18 protein-coding genes and 1 pseudogene are annotated in these 24,909 nt (G+C 44.6%); 6 read left to right on the top strand and 13 right to left on the bottom strand.

Annotated elements, in window-relative coordinates; all coding sequences use genetic code 11:
- Nucleotides 1–74 precede the first annotated feature (74 nt).
- The gene (nagK, locus tag A8L45_RS18590; protein ID WP_068904859.1) at nt 75–980 is read left to right on the top strand and encodes an N-acetylglucosamine kinase; all 906 of its coding nucleotides are present in this window, start codon (nt 75–77) and stop codon (nt 978–980) included.
- A 233-nt stretch (nt 981–1,213) separates the two neighbouring features.
- On the opposite strand, the gene A8L45_RS18585 is transcribed toward nagK, so the two are convergent.
- The 3 genes from A8L45_RS18585 to A8L45_RS18570 all read right to left on the bottom strand — a co-directional run bounded on the left by A8L45_RS18585 (nt 1,214) and on the right by A8L45_RS18570 (nt 4,065).
- The gene (locus tag A8L45_RS18585; RefSeq protein WP_139122416.1) at nt 1,214–1,774 is read right to left on the bottom strand and encodes a hypothetical protein; all 561 of its coding nucleotides are present in this window, start codon (nt 1,772–1,774) and stop codon (nt 1,214–1,216) included.
- An 80-nt stretch (nt 1,775–1,854) separates the two neighbouring features.
- Complete coding sequence (locus A8L45_RS18580) at nt 1,855–2,943, bottom strand: ketoacyl-ACP synthase III (protein ID WP_068904857.1); 1,089 nt, start codon at nt 2,941–2,943, stop codon at nt 1,855–1,857.
- 471 nt (nt 2,944–3,414) lie between these two features.
- On the bottom strand, nt 3,415–4,065 hold the full coding sequence (locus tag A8L45_RS18570; protein WP_068904855.1) for a SanA/YdcF family protein: 651 nt from the start codon (nt 4,063–4,065) through the stop codon (nt 3,415–3,417).
- 476 nt (nt 4,066–4,541) lie between these two features.
- On the opposite strand from A8L45_RS18570, the gene yiaA reads away from it, so the two are divergent.
- The gene (gene yiaA / locus A8L45_RS18565) at nt 4,542–5,072 is read left to right on the top strand and encodes an inner membrane protein YiaA (RefSeq protein WP_068904854.1); all 531 of its coding nucleotides are present in this window, start codon (nt 4,542–4,544) and stop codon (nt 5,070–5,072) included.
- Between the two features lie 61 nt (nt 5,073–5,133).
- On the opposite strand, the gene A8L45_RS18560 is transcribed toward yiaA, so the two are convergent.
- Complete coding sequence (locus A8L45_RS18560) at nt 5,134–6,825, bottom strand: NAD-dependent malic enzyme (protein ID WP_068904853.1); 1,692 nt, start codon at nt 6,823–6,825, stop codon at nt 5,134–5,136.
- A gap of 305 nt (nt 6,826–7,130) precedes the next feature.
- Here A8L45_RS18560 and A8L45_RS18555 point away from each other — a divergent pair, with 305 nt between their 5' ends.
- Nucleotides 7,131–9,464: a helicase-related protein gene (locus A8L45_RS18555; RefSeq protein WP_068904867.1), complete on the top strand. Its 2,334-nt coding sequence runs from the start codon at nt 7,131–7,133 to the stop codon at nt 9,462–9,464.
- Nucleotides 9,465–9,589: 125 nt separating this feature from the next.
- Here A8L45_RS18555 and A8L45_RS18550 read toward each other — a convergent pair whose 3' ends face one another.
- The 3 genes and pseudogenes from A8L45_RS18550 to A8L45_RS18540 all read right to left on the bottom strand — a co-directional run bounded on the left by A8L45_RS18550 (nt 9,590) and on the right by A8L45_RS18540 (nt 12,875).
- The gene (locus A8L45_RS18550; protein ID WP_068904852.1) at nt 9,590–10,072 is read right to left on the bottom strand and encodes a YajQ family cyclic di-GMP-binding protein; all 483 of its coding nucleotides are present in this window, start codon (nt 10,070–10,072) and stop codon (nt 9,590–9,592) included.
- A 40-nt stretch (nt 10,073–10,112) separates the two neighbouring features.
- A pseudogene (locus tag A8L45_RS18545) lies at nt 10,113–11,190 on the bottom strand (3-deoxy-7-phosphoheptulonate synthase).
- Nucleotides 11,191–11,405: 215 nt separating this feature from the next.
- Nucleotides 11,406–12,875, bottom strand: a complete 1,470-nt coding sequence (locus tag A8L45_RS18540; protein WP_068904851.1) for a protein adenylyltransferase SelO — start codon at nt 12,873–12,875, stop codon at nt 11,406–11,408.
- 162 nt (nt 12,876–13,037) lie between these two features.
- Here A8L45_RS18540 and A8L45_RS18535 point away from each other — a divergent pair, with 162 nt between their 5' ends.
- Nucleotides 13,038–13,874, top strand: coding sequence for a CvfB family protein (locus tag A8L45_RS18535; protein WP_068904850.1), 837 nt, complete (start codon nt 13,038–13,040; stop codon nt 13,872–13,874).
- Between the two features lie 310 nt (nt 13,875–14,184).
- Here the strand turns inward: A8L45_RS18535 and rsmF are convergent, their stop codons facing one another.
- From rsmF to A8L45_RS18505, 6 genes are all read right to left on the bottom strand, one after another.
- The gene (gene rsmF / locus A8L45_RS18530; RefSeq protein ID WP_068904849.1) at nt 14,185–15,615 is read right to left on the bottom strand and encodes a 16S rRNA (cytosine(1407)-C(5))-methyltransferase RsmF; all 1,431 of its coding nucleotides are present in this window, start codon (nt 15,613–15,615) and stop codon (nt 14,185–14,187) included.
- A 208-nt stretch (nt 15,616–15,823) separates the two neighbouring features.
- Nucleotides 15,824–16,822: a glycoside hydrolase family protein gene (locus tag A8L45_RS18525; RefSeq protein ID WP_068904848.1), complete on the bottom strand. Its 999-nt coding sequence runs from the start codon at nt 16,820–16,822 to the stop codon at nt 15,824–15,826.
- Between the two features lie 29 nt (nt 16,823–16,851).
- Nucleotides 16,852–18,213: a hypothetical protein gene (locus tag A8L45_RS18520; protein ID WP_068904847.1), complete on the bottom strand. Its 1,362-nt coding sequence runs from the start codon at nt 18,211–18,213 to the stop codon at nt 16,852–16,854.
- Between the two features lie 44 nt (nt 18,214–18,257).
- Nucleotides 18,258–20,885, bottom strand: coding sequence for a PqiB family protein (locus A8L45_RS18515; RefSeq protein ID WP_068904846.1), 2,628 nt, complete (start codon nt 20,883–20,885; stop codon nt 18,258–18,260).
- Nucleotides 20,872–22,083, bottom strand: coding sequence for a paraquat-inducible protein A (locus tag A8L45_RS18510; protein WP_068904845.1), 1,212 nt, complete (start codon nt 22,081–22,083; stop codon nt 20,872–20,874). Before A8L45_RS18510 ends, A8L45_RS18515 begins: the two co-directional genes overlap by 14 nt.
- Nucleotides 22,084–22,094: 11 nt before the next feature.
- Nucleotides 22,095–23,900, bottom strand: coding sequence for an ABC transporter ATP-binding protein (locus A8L45_RS18505; protein WP_068904844.1), 1,806 nt, complete (start codon nt 23,898–23,900; stop codon nt 22,095–22,097).
- Between the two features lie 79 nt (nt 23,901–23,979).
- Between A8L45_RS18505 and A8L45_RS18500 the strand changes: the two genes are divergently transcribed.
- Together A8L45_RS18500 and proQ are read left to right on the top strand one after the other, a co-directional pair.
- The gene (locus A8L45_RS18500) at nt 23,980–24,444 is read left to right on the top strand and encodes a GAF domain-containing protein (RefSeq protein WP_068904843.1); all 465 of its coding nucleotides are present in this window, start codon (nt 23,980–23,982) and stop codon (nt 24,442–24,444) included.
- 111 nt (nt 24,445–24,555) lie between these two features.
- Nucleotides 24,556–24,909: RNA chaperone ProQ (proQ, locus tag A8L45_RS18495; RefSeq protein ID WP_083228415.1), on the top strand; the 354-nt coding region annotated here is incomplete at its 3' end.

Below are 24,909 nucleotides of genomic sequence, written 5' to 3'. Positions count from 1 at the left end.
GGTTATACAATGGAAACCACATCTGTTTTGTCTGATCTCAGACATAAAAAGTAGTAAGTTTAGCGGAGATAAGGATGTACTACGGCTTTGATATAGGGGGCACCAAAATTGAATTTGGTGCATTCGATGAAAAACTCGAAAGAATCGCAACTGAGCGTGTACCAACCCCGACAAGCGATTATGATGCGTTAATCTCAACGCTTGCCTCTCTTGTCGAATCGTACGACAACAAATTTGGTTGTGAAGGAAAGGTGGGACTGGGTATTCCGGGCTTTGAAAACGCAACCGATGGGACTGTTTTGACAGTCAATATTCCGGCAGCATCTGGCAATGCTCTGAGAAAAGATTTAGAAACCAGGCTCGGAAGAGTGGTGGCTCTGAATAACGATGCAAATTGTTTTGCGCTCTCTGAGGCTTGGGATGACGAATTAAAAAGCGAAAAAAGCGTGCTGGGCCTTATTTTGGGAACTGGCGTCGGTGGCGGCCTGATCCTTGATGGGAAGGTAATATCTGGTGCAAATAATGTTGCTGGTGAAATCGGCCATACCCGAATTCCGATTGATGCCTGGTTTTTGATGGGTGAGAATGCACCGCTGTTTGACTGTGGTTGCGGTAACCGGGGATGTGCCGATAACTATCTGTCCGGTCGTGGATTTGAGCAGTTATACGCTCACTTCAATGGCGAAAAGAAGTCTGCGATTGATATTATTTCTGCATATCGTGGCGGAGACTCGAAAGCGACAGAATTTGTTGATTTGTTTCTCGAGCTGCTGGCAATGTTTCTTTCAGGTCCATTGACTGCATTCGATCCAGATGTGGTTGTTATCGGCGGTGGTTTATCAAATTTCGACACCATATACAGCGAACTTCCTAAACGGTTGGAAAAACATATTCTGTCTCTGTCCTCGGTGCCAAAAATTATTAAAGCAAAACATGGTGACTCTGGGGGCGTTCGTGGCGCAGCATTTTTGAACATTTAACCGTTATGGAAAATATGGTTACCTCGCTTTACTCCGCACGCTTATCTCGTGATTCAGATGAAAGAAACATTTCCATCTGATATTGCTTTTATCCAGTCCAGTAGACTCTCGGGTCTACTGGGCCTCAAACCCCTCTTGCATACTATGAATTTTTATCCATTAGGTCTGATGTAGTCGCCACGTCTGCTTAATCATCGTTGAAAATGAAACAAGTCACTCAATTAACGATGGACTTATCGGGAAACTTTCATTGGAGATAAAAAATACTTTGCTTTTAAAGAACGGAAAAGATCATCAACGCTAGCCTGATCATTCTCGCTCATCGTTAGTGTAAAGCGCATTGTATGTTGATGATAGAAAACACTTGAGCGAATTAATACGCGACTGACAGTCAAGGTATCGGTGCTAGTTTGCACTGTTCCAGATACCCGTTTCTCGACAGACTTTACCCTACCGGAAAACATACGACCAGGCTTTGAGTTGCAACGAACTGATTCAATTCGATAAGTACCCGGTGGGATACTCTCGAAAAGAGCAACCGTGTCTTCCTGAGAATAAAAATATCGCTTAGTCCACTGTGCTGTTTTCAGTGGCTGCGGCGATGAGATTTCAGAAAGCTGAAGTGCCAGTGAATAACAGGGAAAGTCAGATTTTTCTGAACTGTTAATATCTAAAGGTATAGCGATAGCAGGCAGACGAACTTGAGGCGACGATTGGCAGCCAGAAAGTGCAAAAAGTAGAGGTAAGAAAAGGTGATAGCGGGTTCTGTTTTCCATTGCTGTTCTTTCTGTCATTGCTCTTAGCCTCGTTAACACGAGAAAACATCCCGTGTTAACGATTAGCAAATCATTTTTAGAAAGGCAGGTATCTTTCGTTATTTTTGCTGTTCTGCTCTCGCTTTGCTTGCGTTGATTGCCTTATCTAACAATTCAAGCGCGCTTTGGTCAGGTTGAGGTAACTCTACATCTGACTCTACAATGGGCGTGGTGCGTTGACCCCATTTTACAAGGGAAGCGCCCCATGTTAATCCGGCACCAAATGCAGCCATTAATATATTATCGCCCGGCTTCACTTTTCCTTCCTCTAGCGCCTCGCAAAGAGCGATGGGAACTGTTGCAGCTGACGTGTTACCGTACTTTTCGATATTAATAAATGCTTTTTCAAGTGGAATACCGGAATGTTCGCATAAAGCTTCGATAATGCGTTTGTTGGCCTGATGTGGAATAACGACATCTATATCATTCGCGGTGTAATTGAGGTGAGATAATACGTTACTCGCAGCGGCACCCATGCCTCTCACTGCCCGACGGAATATTTCCCGGCCGACAAAGTGGAAATCGAAGTGACCATTTTCCGGATCATATCTGTCCATAGCTGTTCCAAACTTAGGAACAGAAAGCACGTCACGTCCCTCTGCATCACAGCCGAGACGAGTATAAATTAGGCCAGTCTCTTCTTCTGTTTTACTCAGAACAACAGCGCCAGCACCGTCACCGAAAAGTACAGCGATATCCCTGCGACTCCAGTCCACGTACCATGTAATACGTTCCGCGCCGATGATAATGGCGTTGCGGTAAGCTCCTGCCTGTATCATACGAGTCGCTGTCTCTAATCCGTATAGGAAACCCGTACATGCTGCATTTAAATCAAAAGCAGCAGCATTTGCAGCACCAATATCTACCTGCACCTTCGACGCGATGTTAGGAATCAGCGTGTCGGGTGAGCATGTCATGACAATAATAAGATCAACATCTTCTGATGTAATTCCAGCACAAGCCATGGCACGTTTGGCAGCGACTGTTGCCAAATCAGATGTATCGACGTGGCTAATTCTTCTCTCTTTTATGCCAGTTCTCGATGAGATCCAATCATCAGATGTTTCAATGAAAGTACTCAGATCATTATTGGTTAGCGTAGCCTGAGGAAGGCACTTACCCCAGCCTGTTATTTCTGCAAAATACATGAATGACTCTTTAGTTTCGGGAATATTGCAATTTAACCAATATTCCCGGAAATTAACAACAATGAGAGCAACATAAAGTGTATCGAGCAACGAGTTTGTAAATCTAGCTGAAGATATACCTAGTGATCTCTTGATATGATAACGAATTGATATATGGCGATATATTGATAAATCAGCCATTGCTATGCGTTTATGTTACACCAAACATTATTAATAATAACAGCGGTGATTTTTAAATAGAGTAACTTAATGCAAATTGTTTGAATATTTATAATAAATAGATAGCCGAAAGAGGCGAATAGCATCATGTATAACTTCGATTTCAGCTTGCCCATATTTTTTACGTTTATTTCCATGGGGAGGTTGAAGCTGTAATACATGTAAATGTTGGATGGTTAGTATGTAGTGCGGCTGCTCATACTAAAAGGGCTTAGGTTTAAAGATTGCAACGACGTTTGCTGTGAAACTTTTTCAACTGGTGCTGGGGACGATTGATTCTTTTGGGCCGAGGAATTTGGGTTCGACATTCAGAATATAAATATCCAGAATGGCTTTTGCTCTTGCAAGTGTTTCCCTGAATCTGACAGACAAACCTGCTTTACCATCCGGGCCAGGAACAGCTAAACAAATCGCATCAATACCAAACGTTTTAGCGATGAAGAGCGCTCGCTCACAATGAAACCGCTGAGTGACAATCGTGAACTGATCGGCATCAAACACTTTCTTTGCTCTAATCACTGAATCAAGCGTTCGAAAACCTGCGTAATCTAAGAAAATGTTACTTTCGGGTATCTGCGCTTTCAGTAGGTCTCGCTTCATTGTCCATGGCTCATTGTAAGAGCGATGAGCGTTGTCACCACTCAGCAGAAACACTTCAACTTTGTGCTGTTGAAAGAGATCTTTGGCAGCATTGATTCTGAACGTGTAGAAAGGGTTAAGGTGACGACCTATGTATTTACTCGTACCTAATACCAAACCGATATTTCGTTTTGGAATGGTCGATACTTCTGAGTATATTCGGTCCTGTGTTCTGTATGCGATCCACACGTCTATCGATGTTAATACGATGATTATCGATAACAATACAGTAAATGCAGAGGTGATAAAACGTTTATAACTCATACAGTTTTCAAGACTTACAACAGATTAGCCAACTATTCAGGCAGAGTAACTGATAGTCACTGAAATCACAAAATTTCAGCGTGGCAAATGTGTGTTTTATGTCAATTTTCTTATTATTATGCGTTTGAGGTTATTGGGTTGGCACATTTTGTTCTTTGGGTACTCATATCAATTTCATCAAATTTAAATATAAAGATGTATTCATACGGATAAGTAGATTCTCATCACTTTGCTTTGCATCCCTTTTCGATTTTTTTCATTAAATTATGAACATCGTTTTATTTTCTATAGATTAGTGAAGAAACTCAGTGACAGCTATTTAAAAACACCGTTCAATTAAAATTAGTTCTTAGGACATCATGACAGTGAAGAGAAGTGTAAATTCTGTCAATGGAGCAAAGAGACGGACTACAGACAAGATTGACCGTCTATTTGATGAGTGAATTTAGATTAAAGTTAACAATGGAGATGTGCTTATGCAGCAGCCAAAAAACCATCCGACCCAAGCTTTCATTATCGCTTCATGGGCATCTTTTGCTCTTGGCGTAACGGCTTACTGTCTAGGGTTATGGAACTCAGACATGATGTTAAACGAGAAGGGATATTATTTAGTTTCACTACTTTTCGGTTTGTTCTCAGCAGTGTCTTTACAGAAAACCGTGAGAGACCAACAAGAAGGTATCGACGTGACCAGACTCTACGCATTATTCTGCGTTGTATCTGTGTTCTCAGCCCTAGCATTTGTCAGTATTGGCCTATGGAATGCGTCTTTGACTCTCAGTGAGAAGGGCTTTTATGGCATCGCGTATGTCTTGAGCTTGTATGCCGTAATAGCAGTACAAAAAAATGTTCGCGACATTAAAAGTGTCCATCAGGAGAAAAATAGCGGTCGAGGCTTCAACGCCGAACCAGCTGCAGATGAAGTATTTAATCTCCATTCTTCGATAGATAGCGATCATTCTGACAGCCATTCGGCAGAATCGTCAGCAACTGACGTGAAAATATAACCCTAAAAAATAAACCGCTGACTATCAGCGGTTTATTAAATACGTTTATCTTTTACGTTGCTTAGAAAGAAGTGCGCTTGTAGTCGCGATACCTTGGCTCCCAGAAAATAGCTTCAATTCTCTCTTTAAGAGCCTCATCACTCATCTGGTTTCCAATACCTTGCTCTATGGCTTTTTTGGCAACAGAGAAGGCAATTTTCTTAGATACCTGTTGAATTTGCTCAAGTGGTGGAAGCAATGCACCACGTCCGTATTTCGCCAGAGGCGAGCATTCAGCCAATGAACGACTTGATTCCATCAACATCTCAGAGGTAACGCGTTTTGCATCAACAGCCAGTACGCCAAGACCAATACCTGGGAAGATATAACTGTTGTTACATTGAGCGATAGGGAAGGTTTTTCCTTGCTCAAGCACAACAGGCTCAAAAGGACTTCCTGTCGCAACCAATGCCTGACCGTCCGTCCAGCGAAGAATATCCGCAGGTGTTGCTTCAACTCTGCTGGTCGGGTTAGACAACGGGAAGATGATCGGTTTATTGCAGTTGGCGTGCATCGCTTTGATCACGTCTTCACTGAACAGGCCCGGCGCCCCAGAAACACCAATGAGTATCGTTGGTTTGGCATTTCTTACTACATCAAGCAATGAGACATTTTGGTCGCCCAATTCCCATTCAGCTACAACATTTGATTTTTGTACCAGTTTCTGTTGGAAATCTAACAGATTAGGCATATTGTCTGCCAATAGGCCCCAACGGTCGACCATGAACACACGCTGGCGCGCCTCTTCGTCTGAAATTCCCTCTGATACCATTTGTGCGATTATTGCTTCAGCGATCCCACAACCCGCCGATCCAGCACCAAGGAAGGTAACACGCTGCTCAGACAACTTGGTATTCGCTGCTTTACACGCTGCTAGCAACGATCCAACGGTCACCGCAGCTGTTCCTTGAATGTCATCGTTAAAGCAACAGACTCTGTCTTTGTATCGCTCAAGCAGAGGCATCGCATTTTTCTGTGCGAAATCTTCAAACTGTATCAGTGCATCAGGCCAACGGCGTTGGACGGCCTGCATGAAGTTCTCAATGAAGTCATCGTATTCTTGCCCCGAAATTCGGGTGTGGCGCCAACCCATATACATAGGATCAGACAATCTTTGTGGGTTGTTGGTGCCGACATCAATCACAATAGGCAAGGTGTATGCTGGGCTGATACCACCACAGGCTGTGTAGAGAGCCAGCTTACCAATAGGGATACCCATACCACCGATACCCTGATCGCCAAGACCGAGAATACGCTCGCCATCGGTAACAACGATGACTTTGACATTGTGGCGAGGAGTATTGTTCAACATATCATCGATACGGAATCTGTTGGGATAGGAGATAAACAGACCACGACCACGACGGTAGATGTTAGAAAAGTTTTCGCAGGCCGCACCAACGGTTGGTGTGTATATAATCGGCATCATCTCAGTGATGTGATTATTTACCAGCTTGTAAAAGAGGGTCTCGTTGGTATCCTGAATATTTCGCAGGTATATGTGCTTGTCCATATCAGAATCAAACTGTTGATACTGTTGGTAAGCACGTTCGACTTGTTCGTCGATAGATTCAATGGCTTCCGGCAACAGGCCTTCAAGGTTGAAGTACATGCGTTCTTCAAGTGTGAAAGCACTTCCTTTATTGAGCAGCGGTGTCTCAAGTAGAGCCGGGCCAGCATATGGAATATAGAGTGGGCGTTTTTGATTATTCATGTAAGTTAATACTGTATCTTTAATATCTGTTGGGTAATGACGTGTTCCGTCACAACCCTTGGCTGTGCGTAGCAGGATGTTGAGTCTAGTCTTGTAAAATTACATAACAAAACTCTATTTGATAAATAATTCTAAAATGTGACCTTCAGTGCTCAATGAACATTTTCTGGACATAATTAACTACATATATGCAGAATCTTTATCTAAAACCGCTACCTTACGAAACTATTTGTGGAAGATAATAACAACAAATCAGCCAAAATATGAGCAAAACTTACACTGATGAGTGTTGGCCAAACATAAATATGAACAATTTTCCCATTGAAAAGATAAAATCCCATTTTTTGCAGGCGCTACCAAGCACTAATCTTGTTATACAGGCTGAAACCGGAACAGGTAAGTCGACGCATTTACCTGTCTGGGCCAGCAAGCATGGCAGAGTATTAGTTATTGAGCCACGAAGAATTGCTTGTACTTCACTGGCTGGTTTTGTTGCTGAAACTCTCGATAGCCGACCCGGTGAAAAGGTTGGTTATGCCATCAAATTTGCCCATCAATATACAGATGAGACTGATGTTGTCTTTGTCACGCCGGGTGTTGCGCTCAGGTGGTTCAGTGAAAATCGTCTGGGCGATTTCGATATTGTCATGCTTGATGAGTTCCATGAGAGACGTATCGAATCTGACTTACTGGCAGGGTTGCTGCTCAAACACGCTCAACATCGATTAATTGTCACATCTGCTACTCTCGATAGCGATAAACTCAGCCGCTATTTTAGTGCTGAAGTCATAAAGGCAGAAGGAAAGAGTTACAGCGTCACTATAAGCTACAGTGCGAAAGATAGCAGTCATATGCCTTCAATACGTGATCTTGAAAACCGGGTGGCTGAGGCCGTCAATTGGGCGTTAGAAGACGATGGCGATGTATTGGTTTTTCTTCCCGGACGAAAAGAAATTTCATCCTGTATGGGGCAATTGAGGCAATGCGGAGCTGAGCTTGTTCAACTTCACGCTGGAGTGAGTGATCAGGAACGACAGCGAGCTCTCACTACTTCCGATCGTCAGAAAGTTGTACTGGCAACTAATGTGGCGGAAACGTCACTGACTATTCCCGACATTGTTACAGTCATTGACTCTGGTCTTGAGCGGAGGACTCATCAGAGGAATGGTCGAACGGTTCTGGCACTTCATGCGATTTCAAAAGCCAGCGCCAGACAAAGGACAGGAAGAGCTGGGCGCGTGAGGCCGGGGCATTGCATCAGGTTATACGGTGAATTTGCTCCGCTAGAGTCGTATACCCCTCCAGAACTGGAAAGAGAGGAGCTGACTGATACTATGCTGGCATCTGCCTGTTGTGGTTATGAGTTGGAATCACTATCTCTGCTTAGCAGACTACCGTTGAAGAGTGTCAGTCAAGCTACTGATAGATTATTGGCAATGAAAGCCATTGATAATCATGGGCTTGCTACTGCACATGGCAAGGCTCTTTACCCGCTACCCATTGATTCTTTGTTTGCCCACCTGATCTCAGGAATGGAAACAAAGGGCAGCCGCGAAGCCATGATAGATCTCGCCGCGGTTATTCAGACGCCTCAGACATTATGGAGATTACCATCCACTGAACTTGCTTTTGATCACTACAAAGCATGGAACAGTTCAATGTGTGACGCTGTCACTAATATTGCCGTGTTACGTGGAGAGCAGGTAGAGGCAGTAAATGTTGATAGTGATGTACAAGATGAGGCTCGAAAAGTATCGAGTGCTATCCGACAGGCACTTGATTTACCTCATTGGCAGGCAGCAACCAAGCTGAGAAGAGATGAATGGCTCAAGAATGTCATATGTCAGGCACCAGAATTGGTCTACGTTCGCAGGGAGAAAAGGCAACAGGCCTTCACCAATGGATATAGTGAGGTGTTGCTGGGTCGAGATAGTCTGTTTGCTGATGAATATCAGGCGGCGATTGTATTTGGCCAGTTTCACCTCGCGGGTAAAAGGGGCGCAAAGCAAACCTCATCTTATGCTACCTGTATGGCGCCGATACCCCTGCAATGGATTCGTGAACTTGGCCTGTCAGATTGCACATCAGCTGGCACGGTTGAGCAAGAAAATGAACAGCTTGAAGTGGTTGAACATACCTACGCTGGCAGAGTCATTCACCGAGAATACCGTAAACCAGAGGGAGAGGGGTTGTTAGTCGCTCTGGCTGAATTGATACTCAATGGCAAACACTTTGCTTTTGGTGAGTCATTAAAAACGTCGATAGAGTATTGGAATCTATATCAGCAGGTTGAAGCAGACGCACCCCTGCCTGCTATCGAGCCTCTCGAATGGATAAAAGTCCGTCTCACTGAACTTGGTGTTGAGACTAAAGATGACCTGACATTGGTTGATGCCTCTGATTTTGAATTTGATGGAATTCCAGACTGGGAATATGAAGGGTTTTGTGAGAAATATCCGCTTACTGTCACGCTATCTGATTTGCAGCTGAAGGTTGAGTATTTCAAAGCGCGTCGGACAGTCATGATCCACCATGTGGGAGGGAAACGCAAAGCAGACCCTAAACGCTGGGAATTACCTCGCTGGCAAGGTTGGAAAGTCCAGTATCGCAAGGCGAGTCGATTAGTAGATATCAAATAACGTAGGAATCACTGACAAAACGAACAAAAAAATACCCTGAGAGTGTGTCGCCTCAGGGTGTTTAGAGTTAGCTCTTATTGCCAGCGTATTATTTGTCTTAACAATGAACGGCCGGGAGATGGTTGTTAGTCGCGGAAATTGTCGAACTGGAAAGGCTGACCCAGATCGGTATCGCGAACCAGTTGCATCACTGCTTGTAGGTCGTCTCGCTTTTTACCTGTTACACGCACCTGTTCACCCTGGATCTGGCTTTGAACCTTTATTTTGGATTCTTTTATCGCTTTGACCAACTTTTTGGCGACATCGGTTTCAATACCATTCTTGAAGTGAACGTCCTGGCTGCAGGTTTTCCCTGAGAAACTTGGCGTCTTCGTCTCCATAGCACGGGCATCAACCCCACGTTTTGAGAGATTTCCACGCAGAATATCCAAAAGCTGGTTCAACTGAAATTCTGCTTCAGCTGACACTTTCACGACTTCTTTATTCAGCTCGAAGCTGGCTTCAACCCCACGAAAATCGAAGCGAGTTGAAAGTTCACGGTTGGCGTTGTCAACCGCGTTTTTCAGTTCGACAAGATCAATTTCGGAGATAATGTCAAAAGAAGGCATAGTGTATTCCTGATTATGTTTAGTTGAATTAAAGCTGAAACTAAGATTCAGCTTGTTGAGTATTATTACGTTCACGGACGGCATTTGCCAAGATTTCCAGCATATCGATGGTGTCCTCCCAACCAAGGCAGGGGTCAGTGATCGATTTACCATAGACTAGACTATCAGTCTCCGCTGCGTTGAGCGACTGATTACTTTCCTCGATAAAGCTCTCAGCCATGATGCCAGCAATATGGCAATCGCCCTCAATAATTTGCTCTGCAATATCGGTCCGCAACGTGTAACTGCAGTTTATGTTGTTTCTGACAGTTTGCATGGCTGAAATCAATAACAAGCCGGGGCTGTAAGTCTACATTCACCAATTCCGCGGCAACTGATTCAATATCCTGACGGTGATAGTTGGGTGCTTTACCCCCGCGGAGGATAACGTGACCAAAGGGATTACCGGCAGTGCGGTAAATAGTCATGTCACCTTGTTTGTCTGGCGAACAGAACAGGTGCGAGGCCTGACTGGCTCGTATTGCATCTACCGCAATTTTTACGTTGCCATCTGTGCCGTTTTTAAAGCCCACTGGACAAGAGAGAGCCGATGCCATTTCGCGGTGAATCTGGGATTCCGTGGTACGCGCACCAATCGCCCCCCAGGTGATAAGATCAGCAATATACTGTCCGGCAATCATGTCGAGAAATTCTGTGGCGGTGGGCAACCCAAGCTGGTTGATTTCAAGTAACAGCTTACGCGCTTTGAATAGCCCCTCTCTTAAATCGCAGCTGCCATCAAGATGGGGATCATTAATCAGGCCTTTCCAGCCCACAACGGTTCGAGGCTTTTCAAAGTAGGTGCGCATAACGATGTGGAGTGTATCGCTATGTCTATCCGCTTCCTGTTTGAGCTTTCGGGCGTAATCAAGTGCTGCATCGGTATCATGGATTGAACAGGGCCCAACAATGACCAGCAGGCGGTTGTCATCACCAGAGAGTATGTTCTCGGTTTGTTTTCTTGCTTTGGCAATAAACTGAGCAGTTTTGTCCGTCAGTGTATGAATCGATTCTAACTCGGCAGGTGAAGGCAGTTTGCCAACGACTTCGGTTCGTAATTCATCTGTTTTAATGGGCATGGACACTGCCTTCCTTACATCTTCTCTGCTTTGAAGTCAGTAAGATAGCAAAATTGGCAAACGAATAAAGCATTCAGGTGCGTTAAGTGAGAATTCCCCTCTATATATGAGGAAAAAAACAGCACTTTTGAATGCTAAAAGTGCTGTATGTGGCGTTTTACTTAAGTCAAAGCCATTTTTTCAAAAAGTACGTGGCGCATGGTATACATCAATCGTTAAGACGAGCAGGTTAGAACCATTCCTTTTCCATCATCACCCGGTGGCAGCGAGAGGTGATGATATTCGGGATGCTCATCAAACGGTGAAGAGAGAAGGAAGACCAAATCCTCTATCATTTTGCTGCTGCCTTTCTCAGCCTCTTCGATGGCTTGTTGTGCCAGATAAGTTCGAAGGACGTACTTTGGGTTGTGCATTGACATGGTCTTGCGCCTCAGGAGATCTTCTTCTTCTGATAAATCCGATATTCTCTCGGCATAAAGATGGAGCCACTCCTCAACCTTTTTTGGATCGTCACCAAGGTTTTTCAGTTCACAAGCGCGAGCTAGTTCATTCAGCTCCAGATGGGAAAGCACTCTAAAGAAGTGATTAAAATCAATATGCTGCTCTTCCATTAGCGTGAATAGCTGGTCAAAGAGCACACTATCACCTTCGGTGATTTCTTCCAAACCAAGTCGTTTTTGCATGAGGTGGCTGTATTCTCTGACCATAGTGGGGGAAAATTCAGCAAGTGCTTCATTGATGCCTTCTGAATCGATCAGAGGAGACAGTGCATAGCCCAGAGCCGACAAATTCCACATGCCGATATCCGGTTGTCTATCAAATGCATACCGTCCAGAGTGATCTGAGTGATTACAGATAAATCCAGATTGATAGTCATCAAGGAAAGCGTAGGGTCCATAGTCGAAGGTCAAACCAAGAATTGACATGTTGTCTGTGTTCATTACGCCATGGCAAAAACCGTACGCTTGCCATTTCGCAATCATGATGGCTGTTCTTTTTACGACCTCGGTGAAAAAAGCAAGGTACGGTTTTGGCTGACTGGCGAGCTCAGGGAAATGACGTCGGATAAGATAGTCTGCCAATTGCTTTTGTTCTTCATGTTGTTTGGTATAAAACAGATATTCAAAGTGCCCAAAGCGAACGTGACTCTCAGCCACCCGAAGTAATGTTGCCCCCGTCTCCTGCTGCTCCCGCCAAACTGGCGTGTCGCTGGTGGCAATGGACAACGCTTCAGTTGTGGCAATGCCGAGCCCCGTCATCGCCGCGCCGGCCAGATATTCGCGGATACTTGATCGAAGAACTGCTCGTCCATCAGCCTGACGTGAATAAGGTGTCTGACCCGCCCCCTTTAGATGCCAGTCTTGCCAAATATCACGGCTGTCCCTGATCTCTCCGAGCAGCAATCCTCTACCATCGCCGAGATGTGGGTTATACACACCAAATTGGTGTCCGGTGTACTTCATCGCGAATGGGGCGAGTCCACTAATCGGCGCATTAGCAGCCATTATCCCGAGAAATTCATCTGACTGAAGCATTTCACGCGTTAGGCCAAACTTATCCGCAATCGATTGGTTGATAGTCAGTACGCGGGTGTTTTCCAGAGGTGTTGGGTCTACCTGACGGCCAAAAGTCGCACCAAGTTCACCAAAACTGTGTTTAAGAAAGAGATTTTCAAACATCGACATAGTTATACATCCTTATTCTATGTTTAAGGGTATCTTTCCTCTCTTTGACTAACAAGTCAGCAAAGTACCGTAATTCAAGCGACAGCACTCAAATAACTACCGCTAAACGGAAACAGATGCCGTATACTGCGCGGTAATTGTAAATGAATGAGAAAAGCATCAATGATTAAAGTGGGTCAGATGAATACTTTACCTGTGGTAAAGGAAGTCGATTTCGGTGTCTTTTTAGACGGCGGTGATGAATACGGTAACATCCTGTTACCCAAGCGATATGTCCCCAAAGGTACGCAGTTAGATGATGAACTGAACGTTTTCATCTATTTCGATTCTGAGGACGACGTCATTGCCACAACCGAAAAGCCACTTGCTGAGGTCGGCGACTTTGGTTTATTGCGTTGCGTGAACACAAATAAGGTTGGAGCTTTTCTCAATTGGGGATTACCTAAAGACTTACTGGTGCCATTCAGTGAACAGCGCATCAGAATGCAGGAAGGCCGTGATTATTTAGTTTACCTATACATGGATAGGGCATCAGGACGAATTGTTGGCACAACGAAGTTCAACAAGTTTATTGATAAAACACCGGCCAGATATAAGTCTGGCGAGCAGGCCGAGTTAACTGTCGCCGAGAGCACTGATCTGGGTTTCAAGTGTGCAATTAATGGTCTTCATTGGGGATTACTTTATCGGGCTGAGACCTTCGGCAAACTCTTTATCGGTAAAAAGCTGAAAGGGTATATTAAGCACGTTAGAGACGATGGAAAAATTGATTTATCTTTACAGAAAGCGGGTAAAGGAAAAGTCGACGACTTAGCTGAGAAGGTGATAACCGCGCTTGAGAAAAAAGGTGGTTTCCTTCCCGTGAATGATAAAAGTAGCCCAGAGCAGATTTTTTCTTTATTTAGGACCAGCAAAGCAACGTTTAAAAAAACGATTGGCGGCTTATATAAGCAAAGAAAGATCCGAATTGAAAATGATGGTATCTATCTCATAAATTAGTAAATTTAAATACATTTATGAGCACTGATAAACGCGTTTTTATAAAAAATTATTTATTTTTAAGTGGTTAATAAAAATATTATTTTATTGGTGCCTATGCTCTATTCATCCTTTTTCACTGCTATGAATAGAATGTACAAAATAAAAGACATCTGAGAGAAAAAAAGAGCCCAGAACGATTCCTGTTCCGGGCTTAGGGGAATGGCTCCTAAGAGCCTTGCGCTAACTGGTTAAATTAATCTTTAAACATGATTAACTTTAGACAGAATGGTATTTAAGTGCGTGTTTCAACAGTGAGAAAAGGGTTGATTCATTGTGAAAATAAATTTGAGTCTCTAACTAGTTCACGTGGAAGGTTATTTTTCACTCTGGATCCAACCCATTTCCCCATTCCAATGGGTTGTCCACGGTAACAGACAATAACTTCGCCCTTTCCGACGAGTTCAGATGGTCTTATATCTCGTCCTTTGTACCACTCAATCGCATCTAAAGCTGAAATTTCCAATGCCGATGATTCAATTCCTTTTGCGAGTGCAATAATCGCCTCATGTTGCCAGCGATAACCTTTCTTATGTGTGTCGGCTAGCTTGAAACCAATGCGATCAAATTTGAGTTCACTTAACATTGTTTCAATATTTTTTGGAAATACCCAGACTTCTTTGTCACGCAACCAAATAGATGTATTTTCTGGTAATGATAAACCGAGATTATTCTCTAATGTTTCACTTATAACCTGACAATCTTTTTTTTCAGCTTTGGTAAAAGGAAATTTCCCCATACGCTTTTTGACCATTTTGCTGCCAACACTTCGATTTTTTTTCAGGCGGGCAACAAAAAATCCCTCGCAGTCATATGTTTGAGGGAATATATGTAAAAAGCCATCATCTGTTGCGGATGCGCTGGCATTTTCAAACAAGTTATTGAGTGGCTCAAATTCAATAGCATCGCCGAATGTCTCTTTCAAAAAATGGCAAACCTGTTGGTTTTCGGTCATGTTCAGCGTACAAGTCGAGTAAACCATGGATCCACCTGGCTTGAGAGCGTGAAAAGCACTGACGATCAGGTCTTTTTGAGTCTCCGCGATTTCCTCTGTCGAACCTACGCTCCAGTTGTCCATTGCCGCAGGATCTTTTCTTATTGTTCCTTCTCCTGAACACGGTGCGTCAAGAAGGATGGCATCGAAGGATTCAGGTAACCAACCGCCAAATACCCGTGCGTCAAAATGTGTCATTGCAACATTACTCACACCACAACGCCTGATGTTTGCATGTAACATTTTAATTCGACTGGAGGAAAATTCGTTCGCGACAAGGACACCGTTATTTTCCATAGCGGCCGCAAGTTGAGTGGTTTTTGAGCCTGGCGCTGCAGCCATATCTAGAACATGGCCTAGTTCGGGCTGATCGTGCAACAGCGCCGTGACTGGCATCATTGAGCTGGCTTCTTGAATGTAAAACAATCCGGCTAAGTGTTCAGCAGTATTACCGAGACGAACATCGTCCTCACCTGAGTTTTTAAACCAAAAGCCAGTACTGCACCATGGAACAGGTTCCAGCTCCCATCCTTTCTCTTCAGCGCGCTCAAGAAATGCGGCGACAGAAATCTTAAGTGTGTTAACTCGAATACTGGGTCTGAGAGGACGTTTACAAGCATCAATAAACGCAGTCATTGAAAGATGCGTTGGCATGATCTGCTCCATTTGTTTCAGGAACTGATCAGGCAGTTTTATATTTGGGTTCACTTTTGTCTGTCTCTTGCCGAAATTTCTGAGCTGGCAAGTCTAATGGCAAACGTAAACTTGATCCACAAACCCAGCTAAAAATTGCCTTTTGTATGGGTGGTTGAAATATTGTCAATGTGTTTTCTTCGCAGCGGAACTCTTCATATTTCCCTCACTCTCAGTACAGTCAGAAATATGTATCAACTGATGGCTCATCAAAAAAGACAGACTAGACTGGGACAACGATCTTTTCCCCCGCCTCAATGACAACCTGAAGGCAGCCAGACACCATATCGACTGGAAGCTTTCCTGTTTTCATTCTGTCAATCAGTATTCGTGTATGCGCTTTGTACTGTGTAGGATTATGGATGATTATTTCCAACGACTGGGATTCAGTCACTTGAAGGGATGCGTTCAGATGGTCAAATACCACAAGCGTATTGTCGTCAGGAGCAAAATAAATCCCCGGTAATTCGCTGATAGATAGCAAGTGAGCGACTTCAGTCCAACTGGTAACCCACTCATAAGGTATTTCACCCGGGGGACCTGTCCAGTCTCCGGTTTGGATGCACTCATGAATAGTACCGCTCTGGAGCGTGGGGCCACGCATTGTGACAATAGGGTTATCTTCTCGCGAAATATACTGATGTGTATTGTGAATACACTCTTGAATTATTGTCACAAAGCGTCTGTTGCCAGTGTATCTATAGAGTCTTAGGTAAACATCACCAGAGAGTGTACAAATATTGGGGACCGCACATCTATTCTGAGATGAGGCCATTAATGCGCCTGTAGTGCGTACCCCTAGCTTGCCGTATATAGAGGTGTCAGGGAAGCTGACGTTGTAGGTGTAAAACCAAGTTTGTACATAATGACTGAAGGCGGTTGCTCGGTGTAGCCATTGTTTGTCGTGAGTTATCTCATAGATACACACGAGTGATTCTAAAAGGTTGACAGCTGATTCACAGTCCGGAGCGTTGAGAATTTCAAGAGGACCTCCCGAGGTGAATCCCTTTTTCTGATAGTCATCAAAATATCTTTCAGCTGACAGTAAGGCAATATCGAGATAGTCTTCACGACCAAAGTAATCTGCACACTCTGCTAATGCGCCACATATCATTGTACCTGCATCGCTGTTTCCAACCCTTATATCAAGCGTATGCGGATTGATATACTGTCCAAAATGCCCATTAGTTCGCCATATTTTACACAGCGCATCTGCGCACATCTGGATCTTTTTCCGCCACTGCTGGCTTATCAGTGATGATTGGCCTCTGGCGTCGAGCAATTTAAAATGTTTAATGGCAAAATATAAATAGTCACCGCATCGTCTGATTTGAATCCAGTCTGTTGTGCCAATGTCAAAGAAACCCTTGTAGTAATCGTCACCGCCCCAGCGTTCACCGTCTGCCGTTCCGAAGAAGATACCTTGGTCGGATTGTCCACCATCCTGAAAGAAAAAGTGGAGATTACGCATCGCTCTTTTTTTAGATTCAGTATCGCCATTGGCAAGCAATGCGTAGGAGAGGGCGAGACCGCCAGTCCAGCCTGCACTCCATGCATCGGCCTTAATAAATGGTGGAATAAAGCCCGCATGATAATAGCCGTACTTTTCTGACCACCGTTGCTCATTATAAATGGCTCGATCAGTGACCATGCTTCTGAAAGCGGCAGAGTTTTATCTGACAGATGAGGGACATCGTGTTCTGCTATCAATATTTCTGTGTATCCTTGATAAAAATCATCAATATTGCGGCAATCAAATTCTGACACAATAAAAGATAGCGTGACATTGTCACCTTTTGTCAATGTCTCACCTTGGTCCCAAGAAGGCATTGCTGAAGCGCCATGAGAGCTGAATTTTTCGCGAACGCATGGAGTCATCAGGGCGATATTTAGTTTTTTCTGGTTAAGGTCTTCAGAGACATAAAAACCATTATTCTGGCCCGAAGTATTGAGGTCTATTTGTACCCAGACAGCTAAATTGCGATCTTTTAGCCATACGCCGATCATAGGTGAAGTCAGTTCTGTCAACGGTAACTGCATTGAGGATTGAGGCGCTTCTGGATCAAGCCCGGGTATTTCAGAGGTGACAATGGGAATATCTTCTTTCTGGAGTTCCACTGGCATAAAAGGGGGATAGCGGGTTTTAATTTTCTTGAAACGCCCTCCGTTGTATGACGAGCCGGGAGCGCAGATAAAGTCACTTCTCTCCCAGTCATTAAACGTCAAACCGAGTTTAAGACTTGCTTGTCGTGTTTGCCCCTCAACCACTTCGAAGGTCGTTTTGAGGCGGTACTGCCGTTCATTGATGCTCTTTTTATTCGTGGTGGCAAGAATCTGACATTTTCCCACAGTGAGCTCATCCGAAGTTTCTAGCGACTCCAGCGATATTTGTTTTCTAAGCTCGGCTTTTTGGGTCGTGCCAGCAAAGTTTGCAAACATGTCAATGCTGAAAACTTTATTCCAAAAACTCTGGACCGCGATGGTTTTTTTAATGTCTTCACTAGTGGTATTTCGGGCAAATTCGCCTTTAGCGACTCTCGCATAGACAGGATTTACCCGATAGTTTTTTAATGAAATATAACAATCAGTCGTTTTTTTATGGCTGTGATCCACTGCCGTTCCCTGCGCTAAACATGTGCGCAGCAACGGCTACCAGCTTAAAAGCCAGGGATCGCTGTGCGCCACTTTTTCCATGTTGGGTTTGCTTGCTTGTACAAGAGAAAATGCCGGCCGTTTGAAGCTACTTTTTTCAACGGTGTTTCCTCAGGTATAGCGAGGGCAATCCCTCCTTTAATGATACTGCCGACTGTACCCGTCTTTATTTCAGCACCTGTTAAACCTATAGAAACATCGAGGCCCGATGAATTCCAGAAAATAGTGTTTTCGCGGATTAAGTGACGATATTTATCATTTATCTTCGCTTTTATAATAATTCTGTCCGAAAAACGGCCTAGTTCGATATTCAATACGTGGCCTATCTCCATATCACGAAACAAAAGTGGTGTTCCTACACTGATAGAACTTCGGTCTTCGCTTTCCAGATATATGACTAGGCCACTTTTCTGTTTTTCCTGATTATTCAGTTCAAACCGTTTCGATCTACTGCCATTACCCGGTTCTACAGCCACATAAGGTGTGATCAGTGCATCCAGATTTTTTGCCCCAGACAAACTGACCTCAGGACTGACCAGCCAAAAGTAACTGTTTTCACGGGCAAATGTCTGTGCATATGTGGGGTAAAGGCGCGCTTTAATGTTGACACCTTTTTTGGAAAACTCAGGAAGGAGAGTGGTAACTTCACCAACATCAATGCCTTGATAGCGAATTTTACTGCCTTTGCTCAGGCCTTTGGCAGTAGCTGCAGTGAAGGTGACTTCAAAGCCGAAGTGCTCTGCTGCTTTAAGACTTGGGTAAAGTTTCCATTGTTTACCGATTCGGTTTTCAACGCCCTTAATGTTGTCAAAAGCGATGCCTCCTGAGACAAGAGATTTGAGCGAGCCAGTATTTACGGTCAGCCCATTACTGATACTTGCTTCAAGGCTTAAACCTGAATGATTCCAGAATACGGTATCCACCGTGATTAGGTGGCGATAGGCATTTTCAATACCCACCGTGATTTGGGCTTGTCCTTTACCAAGACGGACATCAGTCACTTTGCCGACGGTGAAATTTTTATGCATGACCGGGCTACCTACAGACAAAGAGGGAAGGGAGTCTGCATAGATTGTATAGCGCTGAAACCCCTTCTCTTCGTTGCGAGCATGACGGGCACTGATCTCTGTTTTGTACAGAGTATATTTGTCGGCAATTTTCTTACTGCCCTCGCTTGTGAAACTAATGGCTGGGTCGGCAATTTGGCTCACCGCCGGGACAATGACCTCAATACCGTCTTCGTTGGCTGCACCGGTTATTCCTCCGACCATGAAAAAGCGTGAGCGGCTTTTGATGAGGTGTTTGTACTTCTTATCAATGAGTAGGCTCAGATTAACTGAATCATCAAATAACTCTACATTGGAAACGAATCCCACCTGGACACCGCGGTGAAGTACCTTTGTATTTTCATCAATACCCCACGCATTTTTAGCTGTGACACTAATTTTTGCTGCATCAGGATCCTCGATTTTCAGTTGCTTTCGCGTATGAGCAGTGAAATCTCGACTCGATTGTCCTTTCTCCGGATGAACAGTGATGAAATCGCCGAAGATAAGGTTGGATGCGTTTTTCAGTCCGCCGAAGTCCAGTTCCGTTTTTTCGATGATGAACCTTGTTTTGTCGCTGAGAAGCCAGTCCATAGCGGGATCTATAGACGCAGTTGCGACTAGCCCTTTCTTATCTGGAGAAAGTGATATGTCTGAGAGTCTACCTATCTCCAGACCTTTGAAGAGGATGGGGGATTGTTCATTGGTAATACCATGACCTTCGGGGAGCGAGATGTTAATTTTGAGGCCCCGCTCGGCCTGATTAATATCCGAATAGAGAGGATACTTGTCAAAATCGTTTGCAGCGTTATCACTTTCAGGTGAGTCAAACGCAATGCCACCGGCCAGAAGTGCACCGACGTTGTGAAAATCTACATCTACACCGTTTACGCCGATATTTGCCTTAAATCCGCTGACATTCCAGAACCGAGTGTTTTCGTTGACCAGTCCGGCGTATTCAGGCTCAATCAAAACAGACAAAACAACCTGCTGGTTGTCGGGAGTCAAGCGATAATCATAGACCTCGCCAACTGGTATCTTTTTGTAGAAAAGCAATGAACCCTCACTCAGTGAACCGAGATCATTTGAGGTCAATTTAATGTGAAGGCCTGTTTGGGTAAGCCCGTCTGCTGGTGGCTCTTCGGCCGCCGTGTATGTGAGGTTTTCAGTCTCGACTGTACCTGGCTTTATTGCGATATAGTTACCAGACACGAGTGCGTCTAACCCGCTAATACCCGCGAGTGAAGCCTTGGGTTTTACCAGCCAGAATGCCGTATCCTCTCCGAGCAAACGTATCGCTTCAGGGTAAATATCGGCATCAACAAATATGCTGCCAAGGTCCTCTGAGAGATTGATACGCCGAACAATACCGACTTCTAGGCCGTTGAAGCGGATAGTTGTCCTTCCGGCCTCAATGCCCTGAGCGTTACTGAAGTAGATTTGGATGCGCTGTCCTGCCTCATTGACCGTTTTGTACAACATCCATCCAGAAAGTCCAAAAGCGATGAGGGTGAACAGCCACAGTGGCGAAATAGCCCTGTCTTTCTTTATTTTGGGCTTCGTTGCCTTGTTGTTATTTTCGCTCATGTTCGTCCCATATCAATCGAGAATCTAAAGAGTCAGCAGAAATCATAGTCAGCACAACGACAAGACCAAAAGCTATGGCTGCTGGGCCAGGGGTAAAATCAAGCAATTGGCCTCTATCAACCAAAGATACCATCATTGCAATCACACAAAGATCAACCATTGACCATTTGCCGATCCATTTTACAAATCGATGAAGTCTCATCCGATGCAGTCTGCCTGTTTTTCGTTTGAGGTGAATGCAAATGAGAATATAAAAAAGAGAAAATATTTTAAGCGCGGGGACCAGGATGCTTGCTGTAAAAATGATCACTGCAATACCCGTCATTCCCTGATTTATAAGGCCAGCAACGCCAGAGATAATCGTATCTTCTAACCGCTGACCATTGGTAAGCAAGATTGAAATGGTGAATACATTGGCCGGCACCATAAAAATGGTGGCAGCAAGTAAACTTGCCCATGTTTTCTGAAGGCTCTGGTTTATACGCGGCGACAATGGTGTGTTGCATCGAAGACACTGCTCATCATTGTTGCGTTGAAGCGCTTTGCAGTGAGAGCAGCTGACGGTATGTTGTCCAGTAACAGCATCAACTGTGTAGCTGCCGTCGTGGGTGAGGTCAGACAACTGATCCCAGTAGCGTTTAGGTGTTACCCGAGTGAGTAGAACGGCAATAACGATCTGTAACGCAATAAAACTGATCAACCCCGCCCCCGCTGTGACATCAGCAAAGTCACGCATCTTAAACGCGGAGATGAACAGGCTCACCAGCATGACATCGATCATAACCCAATGTCTTGAAAAGTGAATCGTGCGTGTAAAAACGCTGAGCCAGTGACGCTGCTTAAACCAAAGCGCAACATTAGCGCCAATGACAGATACAAGGTAAATAAGAGGGGCGAGCAGTGTAGTATAAATGACCAGCGCACCGACAAACGGGAATGAGTCGAGTAGCGTGACCGCTCCCTGTGTTGCTGTTGCCTCTATATCCTGTGACAGCAAATTGATTTCAATGAGAGGAAAAGCCTGTGCAGGGATAAAGAGCAACAAAGCCGTAATGGCCAGTGCCAGCTCGCCAGAGAATGAGAGGGAGGTGCCTTTCACTAAGCGCATGCCACAGCATGGGCAGCAGGCAACATGCCCTGGTGAAACCGGTACCGCTTCTATCAATGTATCGCAGCCAGCACAGCGAAACATATGCATGTCGAGTTTCCTTATCCTTGTTTGACGATGGGGTCTGACGAATCAGGACTTTGTACACTGCCATATAACGTCCGGTATAAGCCGTCGGCGTTAACGAGATCGAGATGGGTCCCTTGTTGGCTGACTTCACCGTCTTCGAGCACATAGATAAGATCCGCCTGTTTGACTGCTGAAAGCCTATGCGCAACGATCAATGTGGTTCTGTCTGCCAGAAACGTTCTCAGTGCCAGATGTAAGGCACTTTCGGTTGCCGTATCGAGGGCAGACGTCGCCTCGTCGAGTATAACAAAATCGGGATCAGTCAAAATCATTCGCCCGATGGCCAGTCTTTGTCTCTGTCCCCCTGATAAGCGAATGCCCTGTCTGCCGATAGGCGTGTCGAGTCCATTGGTCAACTTGCTGGTAACATCATGCAACTGGGCAATATCCAGAGCCTGCCACAATTGTTGGTCTGTGTAATCCCGTCCAAGAGACAAATTGTTTCTGAGTGTGTCGTTGAATAACATGGGTTGCTGAAGCACGACTGCTATTCGGCTTCTGGTTGCGTCGAAATTGATATCCTCGATGGAGACATCATTAAATTTGATATCACCGCTATCTTTCTGATAAAGGCCGAGTAAAAGCTGTATGAGGGTCGATTTTCCTCCGCCACTGGCTCCCACCAATGCCACTCGTTTTCCTGATGGGATGTGTAGTGAGAGTCCGTTGAGTACTTTTTTGTCCTCATCGTAAGAGAAATCCAAATTTCTCACTTTTACATCGAAGCGGCGATCATCCGTGAATGGCTTTTTGCCATTTGCGTTTCTTGGTTCCTCCTCAATAAGCAACAAGGCATTGAGTCTTTGCATAGCAGCTTTCGCGCTGAACCAAGCAAACTGAATCCCAAGCAGTTCTTGAACCGGGCTGAGCATAAACCACAAATAACCGAAGACTGCGAACATTTGACCAATGGTCAGGTCACTGAACATCACCATAATCATTGCCATTGCTCGGAACAGTTCAAAGCCAATGAGGAACATTAAGAACGATAACCGACTGGCTGCCTCAGACTGCCAGGCATACTTGTCGGCATCATGGCGTATAGCCTCTGCGCTTACTTTTAGATTGGAAAGGTACTCACGTTCACGGTTAGCCGCGCGAAGTTGATAAAGACCATCAAGAGTATCTACTAAACGTTGCTGGAACTTTTCGAAAGAGCGGTTTTCTTTTTTCTTGAGATCTTTGACCCGGGCTCCTAACGCCCGACTCAGAGCAACGACAATGGGGTTAACCAGTAAGATAAAGAGGCCGAGTCGCCAGTCGATCCAAAGTAGAATAATAGCGGTGCCGACGATTGTCAGGAAGCCAACAATGAACTTGCTCAATGTCGTACCAATAAAGTTATCAATGGTTTCTACATCAGTAACCAGATGAGAACTGACCCCGCCACTACCGCGGATTTCATACTCCCGCATACTGATAAGGCCCAGTTTATCTATGAGTTTTATCCGTATTGAGTATGTGATTGATTTTGCCGCAAGGGTGAATTGGCGACTCTGATAAATATTCAGTGCTTGCGCTACACAGCGCATCACAATGACAAGAACCAACACGAGAAAGATATAACCCGTTGGGTGTTGCCAGTCTTCAGGAAGGAAGTGATTCAACAGAGAGATCCCGGAACCGGGTTGATCCAATAGCACCTCATCGACCATCAGTGGCATTAATAGAGGTATCGGGACATTGACTAGCGTCGCAAGAATCGCGATAAGGTTTGCGGTGATTAACCTTTTCTTGTGAGATTTAGCCTGTTGTACTAGCCATTGCCAATTAAGCATCTAGTTGTTTTTCCTTAGGTTGGTTCCTTAAATTAATACCCCTAGTGTAATGCGATACGTGTAAGGGATACATTTCTGAATGAATGATAAATCTGATTTTTACAAACTTTTGACCCGTCAAATGCTGGCATTGATTGAAAATGAGCCAAACACAGTAGCAAATCTTTCAAATGTAAGTGCGTTACTATATCAGGAACTTGCTTCAATCAACTGGGCAGGCTTTTACATGTTTGAGCCAGAGTCACAACAACTGGTGCTGGGGCCTTTTCAAGGTAAGCCTGCTTGTGTCCGAATTGATGTGGGTAAAGGCGTATGTGGTACAGCATTCAGTTCACAAAAAACCATACGTGTGGAAGACGTCCATCAGTTTATTGGACACATAGCCTGCGATGCAGCGAGTAATTCAGAAATTGTGCTGCCTGTAGTGGTCGATAACACGTGTGTTGGAGTATTAGATATAGACAGTCCAAAAATTGGACGTTTTGACACCGAAGATGAAGCGGGTTTACAAATCTTGGTAAATCAATTGCAAAAACACCTTTGAATTCCTTATATAGTGTGGTTTTTCAGTATCAGGCCTTTATAATAGCGCCACTTTATTTTGTTAAACGAACAGTTCTCATTGACGAATATCCGTCCTGAGACAGGAAGAAAAATGGAAAAGACTGAAAAACTGGCAAGCAGTAAACAAGTTATCGCCTACATTGCCGAACGTTTCCCTAAGTGTTTCACAATAGAAGGCGAAGCTCGCCCTCTGAAAATCGGGATCTTCCAAGATCTGGCTGAGCGCTTAAGCGATGATCCTAAGGTGAGTAAAACCCAACTGCGCGCTGCGCTTCGTCAATACACTTCTTCCTGGCGTTACCTTCATGGCGTTAAGCCAGGTGCAAACCGTGTTGACCTCGACGGCAATAGCTGCGGAGAGCTTGAGCAAGAGCACGTAGATCACGCTAAAAAAGAGCTGGCAGAAAGCAAGGCTCGCGTTGCTGAGCGTCGCAAACAGCAACAA

The organism is Veronia pacifica (genome assembly GCF_001707825.1).
Lineage (GTDB): Bacteria > Pseudomonadota > Gammaproteobacteria > Enterobacterales > Vibrionaceae > Veronia > Veronia pacifica.
This window is presented reverse-complemented; position numbering and strand designations above follow the sequence as displayed.